The sequence below is a fragment of the Pseudomonas helleri genome, from assembly GCF_045830615.1.
Lineage (GTDB): Bacteria > Pseudomonadota > Gammaproteobacteria > Pseudomonadales > Pseudomonadaceae > Aquipseudomonas > Aquipseudomonas helleri.
The window spans coordinates 4,588,578-4,604,791 of sequence record NZ_CP174501.1; the positions used below are offsets into that span (position 1 = coordinate 4,588,578).

The 16,214-nt window shown below is 58.9% G+C and carries 18 protein-coding genes; 9 read left to right on the forward strand and 9 right to left on the reverse strand.

Annotation, left to right across the window (positions count from 1 at the left end; all coding sequences use genetic code 11):
* Positions 1-56 precede the first annotated feature (56 nt).
* Positions 57-614, reverse strand: coding sequence for a hypoxanthine-guanine phosphoribosyltransferase (locus tag ACJJU9_RS20705; protein ID WP_407729414.1), 558 nt, complete (start codon positions 612-614; stop codon positions 57-59).
* 166 nt (positions 615-780) lie between these two features.
* On the opposite strand from ACJJU9_RS20705, the gene upp reads away from it, so the two are divergent.
* The gene (gene upp / locus ACJJU9_RS20710) at positions 781-1,416 is read left to right on the forward strand and encodes a uracil phosphoribosyltransferase (RefSeq protein WP_048368393.1); all 636 of its coding nucleotides are present in this window, start codon (positions 781-783) and stop codon (positions 1,414-1,416) included.
* 4 nt (positions 1,417-1,420) lie between these two features.
* Positions 1,421-2,695 carry a uracil-xanthine permease family protein gene (locus tag ACJJU9_RS20715; RefSeq protein ID WP_048390537.1) on the forward strand — a complete coding sequence of 425 codons (1,275 nt, stop codon included), beginning with the start codon at positions 1,421-1,423 and terminating at the stop codon, positions 2,693-2,695.
* A gap of 95 nt (positions 2,696-2,790) precedes the next feature.
* Here ACJJU9_RS20715 and hemH read toward each other — a convergent pair whose 3' ends face one another.
* A complete protein-coding gene (hemH, locus tag ACJJU9_RS20720) occupies positions 2,791-3,816 on the reverse strand; it encodes a ferrochelatase (protein WP_407729415.1) in 1,026 nt (341 codons plus the stop codon).
* A 13-nt stretch (positions 3,817-3,829) separates the two neighbouring features.
* Positions 3,830-4,732: a TIGR01777 family oxidoreductase gene (locus ACJJU9_RS20725; RefSeq protein ID WP_407729416.1), complete on the reverse strand. Its 903-nt coding sequence runs from the start codon at positions 4,730-4,732 to the stop codon at positions 3,830-3,832.
* 192 nt (positions 4,733-4,924) lie between these two features.
* On the opposite strand from ACJJU9_RS20725, the gene ACJJU9_RS20730 reads away from it, so the two are divergent.
* From ACJJU9_RS20730 to ACJJU9_RS20760, 7 genes are all read left to right on the forward strand, one after another.
* On the forward strand, positions 4,925-5,911 hold the full coding sequence (locus ACJJU9_RS20730; RefSeq protein ID WP_407729417.1) for an NAD(P)/FAD-dependent oxidoreductase: 987 nt from the start codon (positions 4,925-4,927) through the stop codon (positions 5,909-5,911).
* Positions 5,908-6,123 carry a TIGR02450 family Trp-rich protein gene (locus ACJJU9_RS20735; RefSeq protein ID WP_048368398.1) on the forward strand — a complete coding sequence of 72 codons (216 nt, stop codon included), beginning with the start codon at positions 5,908-5,910 and terminating at the stop codon, positions 6,121-6,123. Before ACJJU9_RS20730 ends, ACJJU9_RS20735 begins: the two co-directional genes overlap by 4 nt.
* A gap of 122 nt (positions 6,124-6,245) precedes the next feature.
* Positions 6,246-7,214, forward strand: coding sequence for a DUF523 and DUF1722 domain-containing protein (locus tag ACJJU9_RS20740; RefSeq protein ID WP_153350726.1), 969 nt, complete (start codon positions 6,246-6,248; stop codon positions 7,212-7,214).
* 2 nt (positions 7,215-7,216) lie between these two features.
* Positions 7,217-8,152: a MerR family transcriptional regulator gene (locus ACJJU9_RS20745; RefSeq protein WP_407729418.1), complete on the forward strand. Its 936-nt coding sequence runs from the start codon at positions 7,217-7,219 to the stop codon at positions 8,150-8,152.
* Between the two features lie 18 nt (positions 8,153-8,170).
* Positions 8,171-9,616, forward strand: coding sequence for a deoxyribodipyrimidine photo-lyase (gene phrB, locus ACJJU9_RS20750; RefSeq protein WP_407729419.1), 1,446 nt, complete (start codon positions 8,171-8,173; stop codon positions 9,614-9,616).
* Positions 9,609-10,379: an SDR family oxidoreductase gene (locus ACJJU9_RS20755; RefSeq protein ID WP_314919096.1), complete on the forward strand. Its 771-nt coding sequence runs from the start codon at positions 9,609-9,611 to the stop codon at positions 10,377-10,379. Before phrB ends, ACJJU9_RS20755 begins: the two co-directional genes overlap by 8 nt.
* Before the next feature lie 71 nt (positions 10,380-10,450).
* Positions 10,451-10,756, forward strand: a complete 306-nt coding sequence (locus ACJJU9_RS20760; RefSeq protein WP_123749594.1) for a YkgJ family cysteine cluster protein — start codon at positions 10,451-10,453, stop codon at positions 10,754-10,756.
* A gap of 59 nt (positions 10,757-10,815) precedes the next feature.
* Here ACJJU9_RS20760 and ACJJU9_RS20765 read toward each other — a convergent pair whose 3' ends face one another.
* The 6 genes from ACJJU9_RS20765 to hemA form a co-directional block, all read right to left on the reverse strand.
* Positions 10,816-11,334, reverse strand: coding sequence for an acyloxyacyl hydrolase (locus ACJJU9_RS20765; protein ID WP_048390552.1), 519 nt, complete (start codon positions 11,332-11,334; stop codon positions 10,816-10,818).
* Between the two features lie 115 nt (positions 11,335-11,449).
* Positions 11,450-12,241 (reverse strand): glutamate racemase, encoded by a 792-nt coding sequence (murI, locus tag ACJJU9_RS20770; protein ID WP_407729420.1) that lies wholly within the window; start codon positions 12,239-12,241, stop codon positions 11,450-11,452.
* Positions 12,234-12,989, reverse strand: coding sequence for a molybdopterin-synthase adenylyltransferase MoeB (locus ACJJU9_RS20775; RefSeq protein ID WP_407729421.1), 756 nt, complete (start codon positions 12,987-12,989; stop codon positions 12,234-12,236). Before ACJJU9_RS20775 ends, murI begins: the two co-directional genes overlap by 8 nt.
* Complete coding sequence (prmC, locus tag ACJJU9_RS20780) at positions 12,983-13,813, reverse strand: peptide chain release factor N(5)-glutamine methyltransferase (RefSeq protein ID WP_331368364.1); 831 nt, start codon at positions 13,811-13,813, stop codon at positions 12,983-12,985. Before prmC ends, ACJJU9_RS20775 begins: the two co-directional genes overlap by 7 nt.
* A complete protein-coding gene (prfA, locus tag ACJJU9_RS20785) occupies positions 13,814-14,896 on the reverse strand; it encodes a peptide chain release factor 1 (RefSeq protein WP_048390557.1) in 1,083 nt (360 codons plus the stop codon).
* The gene (hemA, locus tag ACJJU9_RS20790; protein WP_048368409.1) at positions 14,896-16,182 is read right to left on the reverse strand and encodes a glutamyl-tRNA reductase; all 1,287 of its coding nucleotides are present in this window, start codon (positions 16,180-16,182) and stop codon (positions 14,896-14,898) included. Before hemA ends, prfA begins: the two co-directional genes overlap by 1 nt.
* Between the last annotated feature and the right edge of the window lie 32 nt (positions 16,183-16,214).

The window sequence follows — 16,214 nt, forward strand, 5'->3', positions numbered from 1 at the left end:
TGCATGTGCCAGAAACTGGCTGAAGCTTCCCTGCAAGGAAGCTTCATCACTCGGGCTTACAGACCTTTAACGGCGTAAATCCCGGCAGCGTTGCGCCAGTAGCCTTTGTAATCCATGCCATAACCGAAAATATAACGGTCAATGCACGGCAGGCCGGCGTAGTCGGCTTTCAGGTTCGGGCTGGCCTTGCGGTCGTGGTCTTTGTCGATCAGCACCGCGGTATGCACCTTAAGGGCACCTGCATGTTTGCAGAAATCAACGATCGCGCTCAGGGTGTGGCCCTCATCGAGGATGTCATCGATGATCAGCACGTGACGGTCCATAAAGGACACTTCTGGCTTGGCTTTCCAGAACAGGTCGCCGCCGCTGGTTTGGTTGCGGTAGCGGGTCGCGTGCAGGTAAGACGATTCAAGCGGGAATTTGAGGTGGGTAAGCAGCTTGCCGGCGAAAATCAGGCCGCCGTTCATCACACAAAAAACCACTGGATTTAATTCAGCCATTTCATCTGTGATCTGCGCGCCAACGCGGGCAATCGCTGCCTCAACCTCGGCTTCGGTGTACAGGCAGTCAGCCTCTCGCATGACTTGACGGATATGCTCGAGATCAGCAGACATGACGCTCTCCAGGGGGTGGTTTGCCAGAAAAGCGGGCAAAGGTACGCACACGCATGGCTCAGATCAAGCATTTATGGACTAACGTGCATTAATGTTTGTAGGACATCACCCCGGATTAGATTAATCTAGGCCGCTTTTTTTGCCTGCCCAACCGGAGCCTTTACTTATGCCCATCCGTGAGATCCGCCATCCGCTGATCCGTCACAAGCTCGGCCTGATGCGCCGTGCAGACATTAGCACGAAGAACTTCCGTGAGCTCGCCCAAGAAGTCGGCGCCTTGCTGACGTACGAAGCCACCAGCGACCTGACCCTCGAAACCTATGAGATTGAAGGCTGGAGCGGCCCTGTCCAAGTTGAAAAAATTGCCGGTAAGAAAATTACCGTCGTGCCTATCCTGCGCGCCGGTATCGGCATGCTGGAAGGCGTACTGACCCTGATTCCAGGTGCCAAAGTCAGCGCTGTCGGCGTTGCCCGTAACGAAGAAACCCTGCAGGCCCATACCTATCTGGAAAAACTGGTTCCAGAAATCGACGAGCGTCTGGCGATGATCATCGACCCGATGCTGGCCACGGGTTCGTCCATGGTTGCCACCATCGACCTGCTGAAAAAAGCCGGCTGCAAAGAGATCCGCGCCATGGTGCTGGTCGCTGCCCCAGAAGGGATTGCCGCCGTTGAAAAGGCTCACCCGGACGTGACCATCTACACCGCGTCCATCGATCACCGTCTGGACGAACACGGCTACATCATTCCGGGCTTGGGCGATGCTGGCGACAAGATCTTCGGCACCAAGCAAAAGGATTAATCACATGCAGGACGAGTTCAACGACCCACTCTGGCGCCAGATCATCTCTGGCGCGCAGATGTTGTTCGTGGCTTTCGGCGCCTTGGTATTGATGCCATTGATTACTGGCCTCGACCCTAACGTAGCGCTGTTCACGGCGGGTCTCGGAACTCTGCTGTTCCAGATTGTGACCCGCCGTCAGGTACCGGTCTTTCTGGCTTCGAGTTTCGCTTTCATTACCCCGATCATTCTCGCCAAGGACCAATTCGGTCTGGCCGCGACCATGGGCGGCGTGATGGCAGCCGGTTTCGTGTACACCTTTCTCGGTTTCGCGGTAAAGCTTAAAGGCACCGGTTTTATTGATCGCCTGCTGCCACCGGTGGTGATTGGCCCGGTGATTATTTCGATCGGTCTGGCGATGGCGCCCATTGCTGCACACATGGCCATGGGCCGTGCTGAAGACGGCACTGAGCTGATCCATTACCAAACAGCCATGATGATCTCGATGCCAGCGCTGCTGACCACCTTGATCGTGGCCGTGTTCGGCAAAGGCATCTTCCGCCTGGTGCCGATCATTGCCGGTGTGCTGGTGGGTTTTGCGATGGCGTTTTACTTTGGCGTGGTCGACACAGCCAAAATCGCCGCTGCGCCCTGGTTTGCCCTGCCGCACTTCACGGCCCCCGAGTTCAACTGGCAGGCGATTCTGTTTATCGTCCCCGTGGCCCTGGCCCCGGCCATTGAACACATTGGCGGCGTGATTGCCGTGGGCAGCGTGACCGGTCGCGACTACCTGAAAAAGCCGGGCCTGCACCGCACCCTGTTCGGTGACGGTCTTGCGACCACCGCCGCAGGTTTGCTGGGTGGCCCACCGAACACCACCTACGCCGAAGTAACGGGCGCGGTGATGCTGACCAAGAACTACAACCCGAAAATCATGACCTGGGCGGCGATCTTCGCCATCAGCCTGGCCTTTATCGGCAAGTTCGGCGCATTGCTGCAAAGCATTCCGATACCGGTGATGGGCGGGATTTTGTGCCTGTTGTTCGGTTCGATTGCTGCGGTCGGGATGAACACCCTGATTCGCCATCAGGTCGACCTGAGCGAAGCGCGCAATCTGGTGATTGTATCGGTGACCCTGGTCTTCGGGATTGGCGGCGTGCTGATCGGCACAGGGATGGGCCCTGAAGACTTCGGCCTTAAAGGCATCGCGTTGTGCGCTATCGTAGCGATTGCACTCAACCTGCTTTTGCCGGGCAATGACAGCTGGAAGAACAAGAAAGGTGATGAGCCGATTATTTAAATCGGCCTGATCTCTGTAGGAGCGAGCTTGCCTCGCGATCTTTTGATCGTTTAAAAGATCGCGAGGCAAGCTCGCTCCTACAGTCTTTGCAGCTTTTATAGCGCCAACGGCGCCCTTTCACAGATAGTATTCAACGCCGCCGCCCACTCCGGGTTGTCATTGAGACACGGCACCAGCACCAACTCCTCGCCCCCCGCCTCAATAAACTGCTCGCGTCCGCGATCACCAATCTCTTCCAGGGTCTCGATGCAATCGGCGACAAACGCCGGGCACATCACCAGAATTTTCTTCACGCCGTCTTTGGCTAACGCATCCAGACGCGCTTCGGTGTAGGGTTCGATCCACTTGGCCCGGCCTAACCGCGACTGAAAGGCCACCGACCACTTGCCCTCAGGCAAGCCCATGCGCTCGGCAAACGATTGTGCGGTGCGCAAGCATTGCGCCCGGTAGCAGGTCGCCAGCACTTGAGTCGATGCATTCTGGCAGCAATCGGCATTTTTGAAGCAGTGATTGCCGGTCGGGTCCAGCTTGTGCAAATGCCGCTCAGGCAAGCCGTGAAAGCTCAGCAACAAGTGATCGTAGTCTTGTTCCAGATGCGGCCGGGCGCTGGCCACCAAGGCGTCAAGGTATTCAGCCTGATCGTAAAACGGCTGCACGATCGAGAACTGCATCGACAGCTTTTTGGCCTTGACCACTCGCTTGGCTTCTTCAATCACCGTGGTCACGGTGCTGTCCGCGAACTGTGGATACAGAGGCGCCAGCGTCACCTGCTTGATGCCTTGCGCAGCCAGACGCGTGAGCACGGTTTCAATTGACGGCTCGCCATAGCGCATGGCCAGCTCGACCGGGCCTTTGCTCCATTCGCGGGTCATGGCTTGCTGCAAACGGCGGCTCAACACCACCAGCGGTGAGCCCTCGTCCCACCAGATCGAGGCATAGGCATGCGCCGACTGTTCGGGCCGCTTGATCAAAATCAAGGACACCAACAGTCGACGCACAGGCCACGGCAAGTCGATGACGTAAGGGTCCATCAAAAACTGGTTCAAGTAGCTGCGTACATCCGCTACCGAAGTAGACGCCGGCGAACCCAGGTTAACCAGCAACAGCGCGTGGTCGGTCATGCAACATCCTATTTCAGAGGCGGGCGGAAAGATCGTCTAGCGCCGCACGCAAATCGGTGAACTGAAAAGTGAAACCGGCAGCCAGCAAGCGGGCGGGCATTGCCCGCTGGCCACCCAACAATAACGTTGCCATCTCGCCCAATCCCACCTGCAAAACAAACGCCGGTGCTGGCATGAACGCCGGACGGTGCAACACGCTGCCCAAGGTTTTGGCGAACTCAGCGTTGCGTACCGGGTGCGGGCCGCAGGCATTATAAGGACCCGAGGCGGTATTCTCATGCACAAGAAAATCAATCAGGGCAATTTGGTCTTTGATGTGAATCCACGACATCCACTGCCGACCGTTGCCCACCGGGCCGCCCAAGCCCATCTTGAACGGCAGCAACAGGCGCGACAAAAAGCCGCCTTCAGCCGCCAACACCAACCCCGTGCGCACCAGCACCACACGAATGCCCAAGGCTTGGGCACGCTGAGCAGTTTCTTCCCAGGCAATGCACAAGTGGGACGCGAAATCGTCGTTGACCGGCGGCGACTCTTCGGTCAGTTCACGCTCACCGCCGTCGCCATACCAGCCAACGGCCGACCCGGAGATCAGCACCGAAGGTTTGTGTTCGAGGCTTTCGAGCCAGACTAAAAGCGTTTCGGTGAGCGTGACCCGGCTGCTCCACAACTGCGCCTTGCGCTTGCGTGTCCAGCGGCCGCCGGCAATCGGCGCCCCGGCCAGATTGACCACGACGTCTACTGGCTCGTGGCTTAACTCAACAAGGTGCTCGATGCCCCGAACGCCCGCCCCGCACAGTGCTTGCACGCGTTCAGGCTGGCGGCTCCACACACTCAGGCGATGACCTTGCGCCAGCCAGTGACGACACAGTTGGCGGCCTATCAAGCCTGTACCGCCGGTCAGCAATATGTGCATGGGGTGAACCTCCCGAGGAGTTTTATGCAGAGCACTGGTCTATTTTTAAAAGAAGGCTCATGAATGGGCCATTGGCCTTATAAAGAATAGGTCAGTCTGACTCGGCAGGCGCACTAAAACCTATACCAAAAAATAAATTTGTACAGGTATTATAGAAAACGAAGTCTGTGCAAACAGGGGAACGAGACCAATATGACTGTACCCATTGCGATCATCGGAGCCGGCATTGCCGGACTCTCAGCCGCCAACGCGCTGCACAAGGCCGGTTACGCGGTTCATCTTTTTGATAAAAGTCGAGGCAGCGGCGGGCGCATGTCGAGCAAGCGCAGCGATGCCGGCTCGCTGGATCTGGGTGCACAGTATTTCACTGCCCGTGACCGTCGATTTGTCGATGAAGTCCAGCAGTGGCAAGCCCATGGCTGGGCCGCAGAATGGTCGCCGCATTTGTACAACCACAAAAACGGCCAACTGACGCCCTCGCCCGACGAGCAAACCCGCTGGGTCGGCGCACCGCGCATGAGCGCCATTACTCGCGGGATGCTCGGGCGCCTGACGGTGAACTTTTCGTGCCGGATTACCGATTTGATCCACGGCGAAAAACACTGGCACTTGCTCGACTCGGACGAATGCACCCATGGCCCCTTTAGCCATGTGATTGTTGCCACCCCTGCCCCGCAGGCAATCGCCCTGCTGGCCGCAGCGCCTAAACTGGCTACCACTGTGGCCGGGGTCAAAATGGACCCTACCTGGGCCGTCGCCCTGGCTTTCGAGACACCGCTCGACACCCCGATGGAGGGCTGCTTTGTACAAGACAGCCCGCTCGACTGGCTGGCCCGTAACCGCAGCAAGCCCGGCCGCGAAGACACCCCGGACACCTGGGTTTTGCACGCGACCAGCGCCTGGAGCAAACAGAACCTCGACCTGCCCAAAGAGGCCGTGATCGAACACTTGCACGGCGCCTTTGCGGAGCTGATCCACTGCACCATTCCCGCGCCGATCTTCACCCTGGCCCACCGCTGGCTCTACGCCCGGCCGTCATCTGCCCATGAGTGGGGCGCGCTGGCCGATGCGGACCTGGGACTCTATGCCTGCGGCGACTGGTGCTTGTCTGGACGGGTCGAAGGGGCCTGGCTCAGTGGCCAGGAAGCCGCCCGCCGACTGATCGAGCACTTGTCGTGAATCGCATTAATCCACGCAAACTGCTGCTGTCCAAATGGACGGCAGCCCAGCCCAAACACCGCGAAAAACACTTTCTGGTCACCCAATTGTTCTGCGACGAAGAAGGCACCGTGCTGGAAGTCGAGCTTCAGGCCGTGCTCACCCAGCGCAACCAGCGCCTGCCATGGCAACATTTGCAAGCGGCGGATGAGTGGAAGCTGGGCTGGCTGTAACTGACCAGCCCAAACCTCAAATACTTGTACAAGATATTTGACTTGTACAAGCCTGCGCTTATGATGAAACCAAGTTGTACATCACTTAAAAGATGTACAAGTATTTCTTGGAGGTTCGTCACATGGGCAGCACTGCTTCTTGCCAGCACAAACCAAAAATTGCCATCAGTGCCTGCTTGCTGGGCGCCGAGGTTCGCTTCAATGGTGGGCACAAGGAATCGCGGCTGTGCAGTCAGACCCTGAGCGAGCATTTTGAATTTGTACCGCTATGCCCCGAGGTTGCCATTGGCCTGGGCACTCCCCGCCAGGCCATACGGCTGGTCGGCGACCCGGCGCAGCCACAGGCTGTCGGCAGTGTCGATAACCAACTGAACGTTACCCGGCCGTTACACGATTACGGCGTCGAAATGGCCGCGGCGCATACCGACATTTGTGGCTACATATTTATGCAAAAGTCGCCATCGTGCGGGCTTGAGCGGGTCAAGGTGTACCAGGACGGCGGTCGCCCTGCCGAATTGAGCGGCCGTGGCATTTATGCCCAGGCGTTTTGCGCGGCGCACCCGGATTTGCCCGTGGAAGAAGACGGTCGCCTGAATGACCCGGTGCTGCGTGAAAACTTCCTGACCCGGGTGTACGCCTACAGCGACTGGCAAGCCTTGCTCAAGCAAGGCATCACGCGCCGCTCGCTCACCGAATACCACGCCCGTTACAAATATCAGCTCATGGCCAACAGCCCGGTGCAATACAAGGCGCTGGGTAACCTGCTGGGCAATCTCGGCAAGCAAGACCCGCGAGACATCGCCCCGCTCTATTTCAGCGAATTGATGAAAGCGCTGAAAAAGTGCGCCACGCGGCGCACGCACACCAACGTGCTGCAACACCTGAGCGGCTACCTCAAGCGCTCCATCAGCCCTGAAGACAAACAGGAAATGCAGCAACTGATCAGCCAGTACCTCAAGGGCATTGTGCCGCTGGTGGTGCCGCTGACCCTGCTCAAGCATCACTTCCGTCAGCACCCGGACCTATACATCTCGCGGCAGGTCTACCTGCAACCGCACCCTGAAAACCTCAGCCTGCGTAATGCTATCTGACAATGAATGATGACCTGATCATGTCCAACACACCCGACTCGGACTACAGCAAAGCCCTGGCTGAAGGCTGGATACCGATCCGCGAAGTCGCCCGCATGACCGGTGTCAACGCCGTCACGCTGCGTGCCTGGGAGCGCCGGTACGGCCTGATCGTGCCCTTTCGTACCGCCAAAGGGCATCGCCTGTTCTCTACCGACCATGTGCTGCGTATTCGGCGCATTCTGACCTGGCTCAACCGCGGGGTTTCGGTCAGCCAGATCAAACCGCTGCTCGACTCGGCCCCCTCTTACCATGAGCCTGCCGACAATGATTGGCAGGCATGGCGCCAAGCGTTGACCCTGGCGATCCGCGAACTGGCGGAACGCCGCCTTGATGACAACTTCAACCAGGTCATGTCGTTGTACCCGGCCCAGCCATTGTGCGAACACCTGTTAATGCCGCTGATCAGCGAGCTGGAACAACACTGGCACGGCCAATTCGGCGCGCAACTGGAACGCGTATTTTTTGAGTCCTGGCTGCGCAGCAAATTGGGCGCGCGGATTTACCACAACAACCGCTCCCTCAGCGGCCCGCCAGTGCTGCTGATCAACCAGTCAGACAGGCCATTCGAGCCCCATCTGTGGCTTACCGCCCTGATGGTCAGCAGCAGCCATTGCCCGGTTGAAGTGTTCGACGCCCAGGTGCCCGGCAGTGAGCTGGCGGTGGCTGTCGAGCGGCTCAACGCGCGCGCGGTGGTGCTGTATTCGAGCAAACCGTTGAACCTGCAACAACTGCCAAAACTGTTAAGCGCGATCACTTGCCCGGTGTTGATTGCCGGGCCCTCGGTGTCCATCCACAACGACGAATTAGCGGTATCCAGCGCTGAAAGCGCGGGTTTGTCTTTGGCAAAGGACCCCATTGAAGCCCATCAACGCCTGAGCCAACTTCGCCTCTTTTAGTGTTTTCAAGGAACAGACATGCAACTTTTGTGGTTACGCAGCGATTTGCGCCAACATGACAACACCGCCCTGAGCGCCAGTGCCGAGCGCGGTCCGACCGTGGCTGTGTACCTGATCAGCCCTGAGCAATGGCTGGCGCACGACGATGCTCCCTGCAAAGTCGATTTCTGGCTGCGCAACCTGCGCACCTTGAGCGACAGCCTGCAACGGTTGAACATCCCGCTGCTTATCCGCACCGCCGACACCTGGAATCAGGCGCCTGCTGTGCTGCTTGAGTTGTGCCAGCAATTGGGCATTGATGACGTGCACGTCAACGAGGAATACGGCATCCACGAAACCCGTCGCGACCAGGCTGTTGCCGACGCACTTAAGGCCCAAGGCATCGGCTTTCACAGCTATCTGGACCAGCTACTGTTTGCGCCCGGCAGCCTACTGACGCAGTCCGGTTCGTATTTTAAGGTGTTCACCCAGTTCCGTCGGCTCTGCTACAACCGCCTGCACATGGCCCTGCCGAAAACCGTCGCGGCGCCCAAAGCGCAAGCGGCCCTGCTGATCAAACGCGATAGCGTGCCGCAGGCCATCTCCGGCTTTGAAACACCGCCCCAGGCTCTGCGTGATCTCTGGCCCGCCGGTGAAGACGAAGCCCATGAGCGTTTGGCGCGCTTTACCAGTGAACAAATTCACTATTACCAGGACGAGCGCGATTTACCCGCCAAGCCGGGCACCAGCCAGCTATCCACTTATTTGGCCGCAGGCGTTCTTTCGCCTCGCCAGTGCTTGCATGCGGCGCTGGGCAGCAACAACGGCGAGTTCGAAAGCGGTAGCCCTGGCGTCTTCACCTGGATCAACGAACTGCTCTGGCGCGAGTTCTACAAACATGTGCTGGTGGGCTTCCCGCGTGTCTCACGGCACCGCGCCTTCAAGCCAGAAACCGAATATTTGCCTTGGCGTAACGCCCCGGCCGAACTGGCCGCCTGGCAAGAAGGCCGTACCGGCGTGCCGATTGTCGACGCGGCGATCCGCCAACTGCTGGCCACCGGCTGGATGCACAACCGCCTGCGCATGGTGGTGGCGATGTTCCTGACCAAAAACCTGTTGATCGACTGGCGCGAAGGCGAGCGTTTTTTCATGCGTCATTTGATTGATGGCGACCTCGCGGCCAACAACGGCGGCTGGCAGTGGAGCGCGTCAACCGGTACAGACTCCGTTCCATATTTCAGAATTTTCAACCCGTTAAGCCAGTCCGAGCGCTTCGATTCTGAAGGGCAATTCATCAAGCACTGGTTGCCCGAGCTCGCTGCACTGAATAAAAAAGAAGTGCACAACCCGGCCTCTGCTGGCGGCCTGTTTGGTGTAGCCAATTACCCTGCGCCCATTGTCGATCTGAAGAAAAGCCGAGAACGCGCCCTCAGCGCCTTCAAAAGCCTGCCTTCACGACAACTTCTCGAGGTGGAACATGATTGAAGGTCGTCGCATCTGGTTAACCGGCGCCAGCAGCGGTATTGGCGCGCACATGGCAAAAGAGCTGCTGCAACGTGGCGCCCGCCTTGCCTTGACCGCCCGTACCCTGGGCCCGCTGGTGGCGTTGTCTGAACGCTTCCCTGGCCAGGTGTTGCTGGTACCCGGCGACCTGACCGACCATCTGCAAGTGCGTGAAATCGGCATGACCATCGCGCAAAGCTGGGGCGCCCTGGACACGGTCATCCTGAGCGCCGGGACCTGTGAATATGTCGATGTCAGTCAATTTGATGCGCGGGTGATCGAGCGCTCGGTGTGCACCAACTTGCTGGCCAGCAGTTATTGCATTGAAAGCGCGCTGCCCTTGCTGCGCGCCGGACGCACACCGCATCTGGTGGGCGTAGTCAGTGCGGTCACGGCCTCGCCGCAGCGCCGGGCACAAGCTTTTGGTGCGGCAAAGTCGGGGCTGCGTTACTTGCTCGAATCACTGCGGGTTGATCTGGCCGACGAAGGCATTGATGTGACCTTGGTCAGCCCAGGCTTTGTCGATACGTCGCGGGCAGAAAACCCTGAGCTGTCGATACAGGGCCGCTGGCCTGCCTCTAAAGCTGCTGCGTACATCTGCCAGCAGTTGCAAAAACGGCCACGGGAGGTCGTGTTCCCGACCCGCTTGCTAAAACTGCTCAACCTGCTGGCCACCCTGCCAAAACGCGTGCAGGTTGCACTGGCCAAGCGCCTGTCACGCCGCCAGGGCGAGACCTCGCTCTAAGCCAGTAGGGCTGCGGGTGATTGATCAGCGGGTTCACACCTGAGCGCAGCTGTGCCTTACACTGCGCGCCTATGACCAACATCGCCCTGACCGACATTACCGAACCCGCCGTTACCTGTTCAACGTGCGCAGCCTGTTGCTGCCAACTGGAAGTGATGCTGATCACCGACACCGGTGTGCCCGAGCGTTTTATCGACAACGATGACTGGGGCGGTGAGGTGATGCTCAGACTGGACGATGGCTGGTGTGCTGCGCTGGATCGCAACACCATGATGTGCACGATCTACGAACAGCGCCCGCTGATTTGTCGAGAATTCGAGATGGGCGACGTTGAATGCCTGAATGAACGCCAGGGGATTTCCACGGCGTACGTGTAGGAGCGAGCGTCTTTTTAAGATCAAAAGATCGCGAGGCGAGCTCGCTCCTACAGGGGTGGTTACAGCGGGAGGGTGTAGTGCAGCGAGTAGCTTTCTACGCCGTCATTGGTGCTGGACAACCCGGCATTGGAGTAGTGCATCGCGCGAATGCCGACTTCATGCCCACCGGCAAAGCGCAGGCCAAAGCCCAAGCGGTCTTCAAACTGGAACGCCGTGCCCAATTTGTTGCTCTCAACCTCGGTGTGGCCAAACACCGCCACGCCGATACCGGCCTCCAGGTAAGGCTTGACCGTTTCGCCAGCAAATTCGTACACAAAGACAGGTGAGAACGACAGGCTGTTGTTCGCCGAAGACTTGTCGCCTTCCCAGTAGGTGTAAGCGCCGCTCCAGTAACCGGTCAAACGACCGACGTCACTTTGCAGCCAGCTTTTGTCCCAATTTGAATTCAAGCCCAGACGATAGGTCATCGTGGACTCACTGGTGTGCCCCACACCGAATTCAATGCCGGCCGCTTGTGCCGTATAGCTATACCCCAGAGCGGCCGTTGCCAGCGCCACCAAGCCAATCAAACGTTTCATATGAAAATCCTATTTTCGTATGCCGATCTTAATTTTTATGTACCTCATCAAACCGATGAGTATGAATCTCCAGCCCCTGAGAAAGTTCAACGACTCAAATGCTCTTCATGTTTTCTTACAGATCGAAGCTTCGCACAAGACCAGATTTATTCCACAACACATGAAGGATATTTCTTAGGGACTCGGGGGACGCGCTGGTCCATAGCTGCGTTTCCCGCGCAGGACCGCTCGCCAACAGGCCGCGCTCGTCCAATAAGCGTTGCAGTTGGCGGGCCACGGCGGCGCCGGTGTCGATCAAGACGATCGACGGTGGGAGCATTTGGCTGAGCAAAGGCTTGAGGAAGGGGTAATGCGTGCAGCCCAGAATAATGGTGTCGCAGCCGGCGACCAGCAGCGGCTCGACATAGCCGCGCAGCATCGTGCGCAAGGCCTCGCTGCTCAGATCGCCGGTTTCGATCAATTCCACCAGGCCGGGGCACGGCTGGGTGATGACCTTTACGGTGCTGGCGAAACGGTCGAGCAAGGCGGCGAACTTGGCACTCTGCAAGGTGCCGGTGGTGGCGAGCACGCCGACCACGCCACTGCGGGTGGCGGCGGCAGCGGGTTTTACCGCGGGTTCCATGCCGACCATGGGCCAGTCGGGGTAGCGCTGACGCAAATCTGCCACAGCCGCCACGGTCGCTGTGTTGCACGCCAGCACCAAGGCCTTGGCCCCTTCACGCTGGAAAAACTCAGCCATGATCGCGCAGCGTTCACGAATGAACTCGGGGCTTTTTTCGCCGTAGGGAATATGCCCGCAGTCGCCGACATAGAGCAGCGATTCGTTGGGCAACAATTGGTTGATCTCACGCAACACCGACAAACCGCCGACGCCGGAATCGAACACACCAATCGGCGCTTCACTCATGGCCAGCCCCACACACGCTACAAGCCGGGTCGCGCTTGACCCGCAACTCGCGAAAACGCGTGGTCACGGCGTCAATCAATAACAGTCGCCCCACCAGTGGCTCGCCAAAACCGGCCAGCAGCTTGAGTGCCTCCAGCGCTTGCAGGCTGCCGACCAGCCCCACCAGCGGGCCGATGACACCGGCTTCGCTGCAGGTCAGCTCTTCGTCGCTGCCGTGCCCATATAAACAGTGGTAACACGGACTCGCGGGCTGGCGCGGGTCAAAAACCGATAACTGCCCCTCAAGGCGAATCGCCGCACCGCTAACCAGTGGCTTGTGCGCCGCGACACAGGCGCGGTTGACGGCCTCGCGGGTGCCAAAGTTGTCACAGCAATCGAGCACCACGTCTACCGCGGACACGGCCTCGGCCAGCGAGTCGGCATCTAGCGCCGAGCGATGGGCAACCAGTTTGATGTGCGGGTTCAGCAGACGAAGACGGCGCATGGCCGAGTCGACCTTGCTTTCGCCGACATTGGCGCTGTCGTGGATGATCTGGCGTTGCAGGTTGGTCACGTCGACGCTGTCGAAATCAGCCACGTGCAACTCACCCACCCCCGCTGCCGCCAGGTACAGCGCCACCGGCGAACCCAGCCCGCCCAGACCGACAATCAGCGCACGGCTGTTTTTCAGCTTGAGCTGGCCGTCGATGTCGACCTGTTGCAACAGGATCTGTCGGCTATAGCGCAACAGCTCCTCATCGGTCAGCACGGCAGGCGGCCCAGGGTAATGCGTTCGTGGGCGCCCAGGTCTTTGCGGCTTTCTACCTGTTCAAAGCCCGCGCCTTGCAGCAGCTCACGAACCGCAGCCGCCTGGTCGTAGCCGTGCTCAAGCATCAACCAGCCACCGGCATTTAAATGCAGCGGGGCTTGGGCAATGATGTGGCGAATGTCATCCAGACCGTCAGCACCGGCCACCAGCGCACTTTCAGGCTCGAAGCGTACGTCGCCTTCGGCCAGGTGCGAGTCACCTGCGGCGATGTAGGGCGGGTTGCTGATGATCAGGTCAAAGCACTGGTCGGCCAGAGCGCTGAACCAGTGGCTTTGCAGCACGCTGACGTTGGCCAGTTGCAAACGCTGGCGGTTGCGTTCGGCCAGCGCCACAGCTTCAGGCACGCGGTCGACCGCGGTCACCTGCCAGGCGCCACGCTCACTGGCCAGCGCGAGGGCAATCGCCCCGCTGCCGGTGCCCAGGTCCAGCACTTTGGCCGGGGTCTGGGGCAGCAACGCCAATGCCGTTTCAACCAGCAGCTCGGTGTCCGGGCGCGGGATCAAGGTGTGCGGCGCGACTTCCAGGTCGAGCTTCCAAAACCCTTGCTGGCCCAAAATATAGGCAACCGGTTCACCTTGGCGACGGCGCTGCAAGAAGTCTGAAAAGGTCGACGCGGCTTCGCTGCTGACGATTTTTTCTGGCCACGTGTGCAGGTAACTGCGCGGTTTGCCCAGCGCGGCCGCCAGCAACAGCTCCGCATCAAGACGGGCGGTGGGCGAGTCGGGCAATTCAGCGGCACGTAACAAACTGGCAATAATGGTCATTTATTCACCCAGGGCTGTCAGTTGGTCAGCCTGATATTCCGCTAACAATGGCTCAATAACGGCATCAACACCGCCGGCCAATACTTCATCCAGTGAATACAAGGTCAAGTTGACGCGATGGTCTGTGACACGGCCTTGCGCGAAGTTGTAGGTGCGAATGCGCTCGGAACGGTCGCCCGAGCCCACCAGCAATTTACGCTCGCTGGCGATCGCGTTGGCCGCGGCGCTGGTTTGCTGGTCATTCAATTTAGCTGAAAGCCAGGACATCGCCCGTGCCCGGTTTTTATGCTGGGAACGCTCTTCCTGACACTCGACCACGATGCCGGTCGGCAAGTGCGTGATACGAATGGCCGAGTCGGTTTTGTTAACGTGCTGACCACCCGCCCCCGAGGAACGGTAGGTGTCGACGCGCAAATCGGCCGGGTTGATCTCGATCGCTTCTTGCTCGTCAGGCTCAGGCAAAACGGCAACGGTACAGGCCGACGTATGGATACGACCCTGGGATTCGGTGGCCGGCACACGCTGTACGCGGTGGGCGCCGGACTCGAACTTCAGCTTGCCGTACACATTGTCGCCTTCGACCCGGGCGATGACTTCTTTATAGCCACCATGTTCGCCGATGCTTTCCGACAAAATCTCGACCCGCCAGCCACGACGCTCGGCGTAACGCGAGTACATGCGAAACAGGTCGCCAGCAAAAATAGCCGCTTCATCACCGCCGGTGCCCGCTCGAATTTCGAGGAAGACGTTACGCCCGTCGTTCGGGTCTTTGGGCAAGAGCATGCGTTGCAGGTCTTTTTCCAGCCCGATGAGCTGTTCTTTGGCTTCGCGGACTTCTTCAACCGCCATTTCGCGCATGTCAGGGTCGTTGTCCTTGAGCAGCGCCTGGGCACCTTCGAGGTCTTCCTGCACCTTGAGCCACTTAACGTAGGCGGCAACAATGGGCTCAACCTCCGCGTACTCCTTGGAGTAGGCGCGGAACTTGGTTTGATCAGAAATGACCTCGCCATCGCCAAGCAAGGCGGTCAATTCTTCAAATCGATCCCGGAGGATGTCCAGCTTATTAAGCAGTGACGCTTTCATTACAGTTTTTTATCCGCAGAGCTATCCGATGAGCCCTCACCGAGGGCAAAAAGTTCTTGGGCCATGGCCAGCGCATCGAGGCGGCCTTCGGCGGAAAGCTTTTTAAGCTGCACGCTGGGGGCGTGAAGCAGTTTATTGGTTAAACCACGCGCCAGTTGCACCAGCACGTCTTGCGGATTGCTGCCATTGGCCATCATCCGCAGAGCTTTTTGCAATTCTTCATCGCGCAGGCGCTCGCCTTGCTGGCGATAGGCTTTAAGCACATCAACCGCCGCCAGCTCACGCAAACGCACCATGAAATCTTCGGCGCCGATGCTCACCAGCTCTTCAGCGGCCTGGGCCGCGCCCTGACGGCTCTTGAGGTTTTCTGCGACCACTTCGTGCAAGTCGTCGACGGTGTAGAGGTAAACGTCGTCCAACTCGCCGACTTCTGGCTCGATATCCCGTGGAACGGCAATGTCGACCATGAAAATAGGCTTGTGCTTGCGCAGCTTCAAGGCACTTTCAACTGCGCCCTTGCCCAGTATCGGCAATTGGCTGGCGGTCGAGCTGATCACGATGTCGCTGTGCACCAGCTCTTGTGGAATGTCCGACAACAACACGGCATGGGCGCCGAACTGCTCGGCCAGGGTACTGGCCCGCTCCAAGGTACGGTTAGCCACCACGATGCGTTTAACCCCCAGATCATGCAGGTGCCGTGCGACCAGGGTGATGGTCTCGCCCGCCCCGATCAGTAGTGCCTGACTGCGCTGCAAGTCGCTGAAAATCTGCTTGGCCAGGCTCACCGCAGCAAAGGCCACCGACACCGGGTTTTCACCAATCGCCGTGTCGGTGCGCACTTGCTTGGCCGAGTTGAACGTGGCCTGGAACAGACGCCCCAATAGCGGCCCGACAGTACCCGCCTCACGCGCCACGGCGTAGGCAGATTTCATCTGGCCGAGAATTTGCGGCTCACCCAACACCAGCGAATCGAGCCCCGAAGCCACACGCATCATGTGACGAACGGCCGCATCATCCTCATGGATGTAGGCACACGCCCGCAGCTCTTCGTAGTTCAAATCGTGATATTCGGCCAGCCATTTCAGCACGGCTTCAGCACCGAGCTGGTCTTGTTCGAGATAAAGCTCACTGCGATTGCAGGTCGAGAGGATCGCAGCTTCGCGACTGTCGGTGAGGCGGCAGAGTTGCTGCAAGGCTTCAACCAACTGCTCTGGAGTAAATGCCACGCGCTCGCGGACGTCTACTGAAGCAGTCTTGTGGTTAATACCGAGTGCGAGGAAGGCCATTCAATATCGCTGATGGTGACGAGAAGCCGACA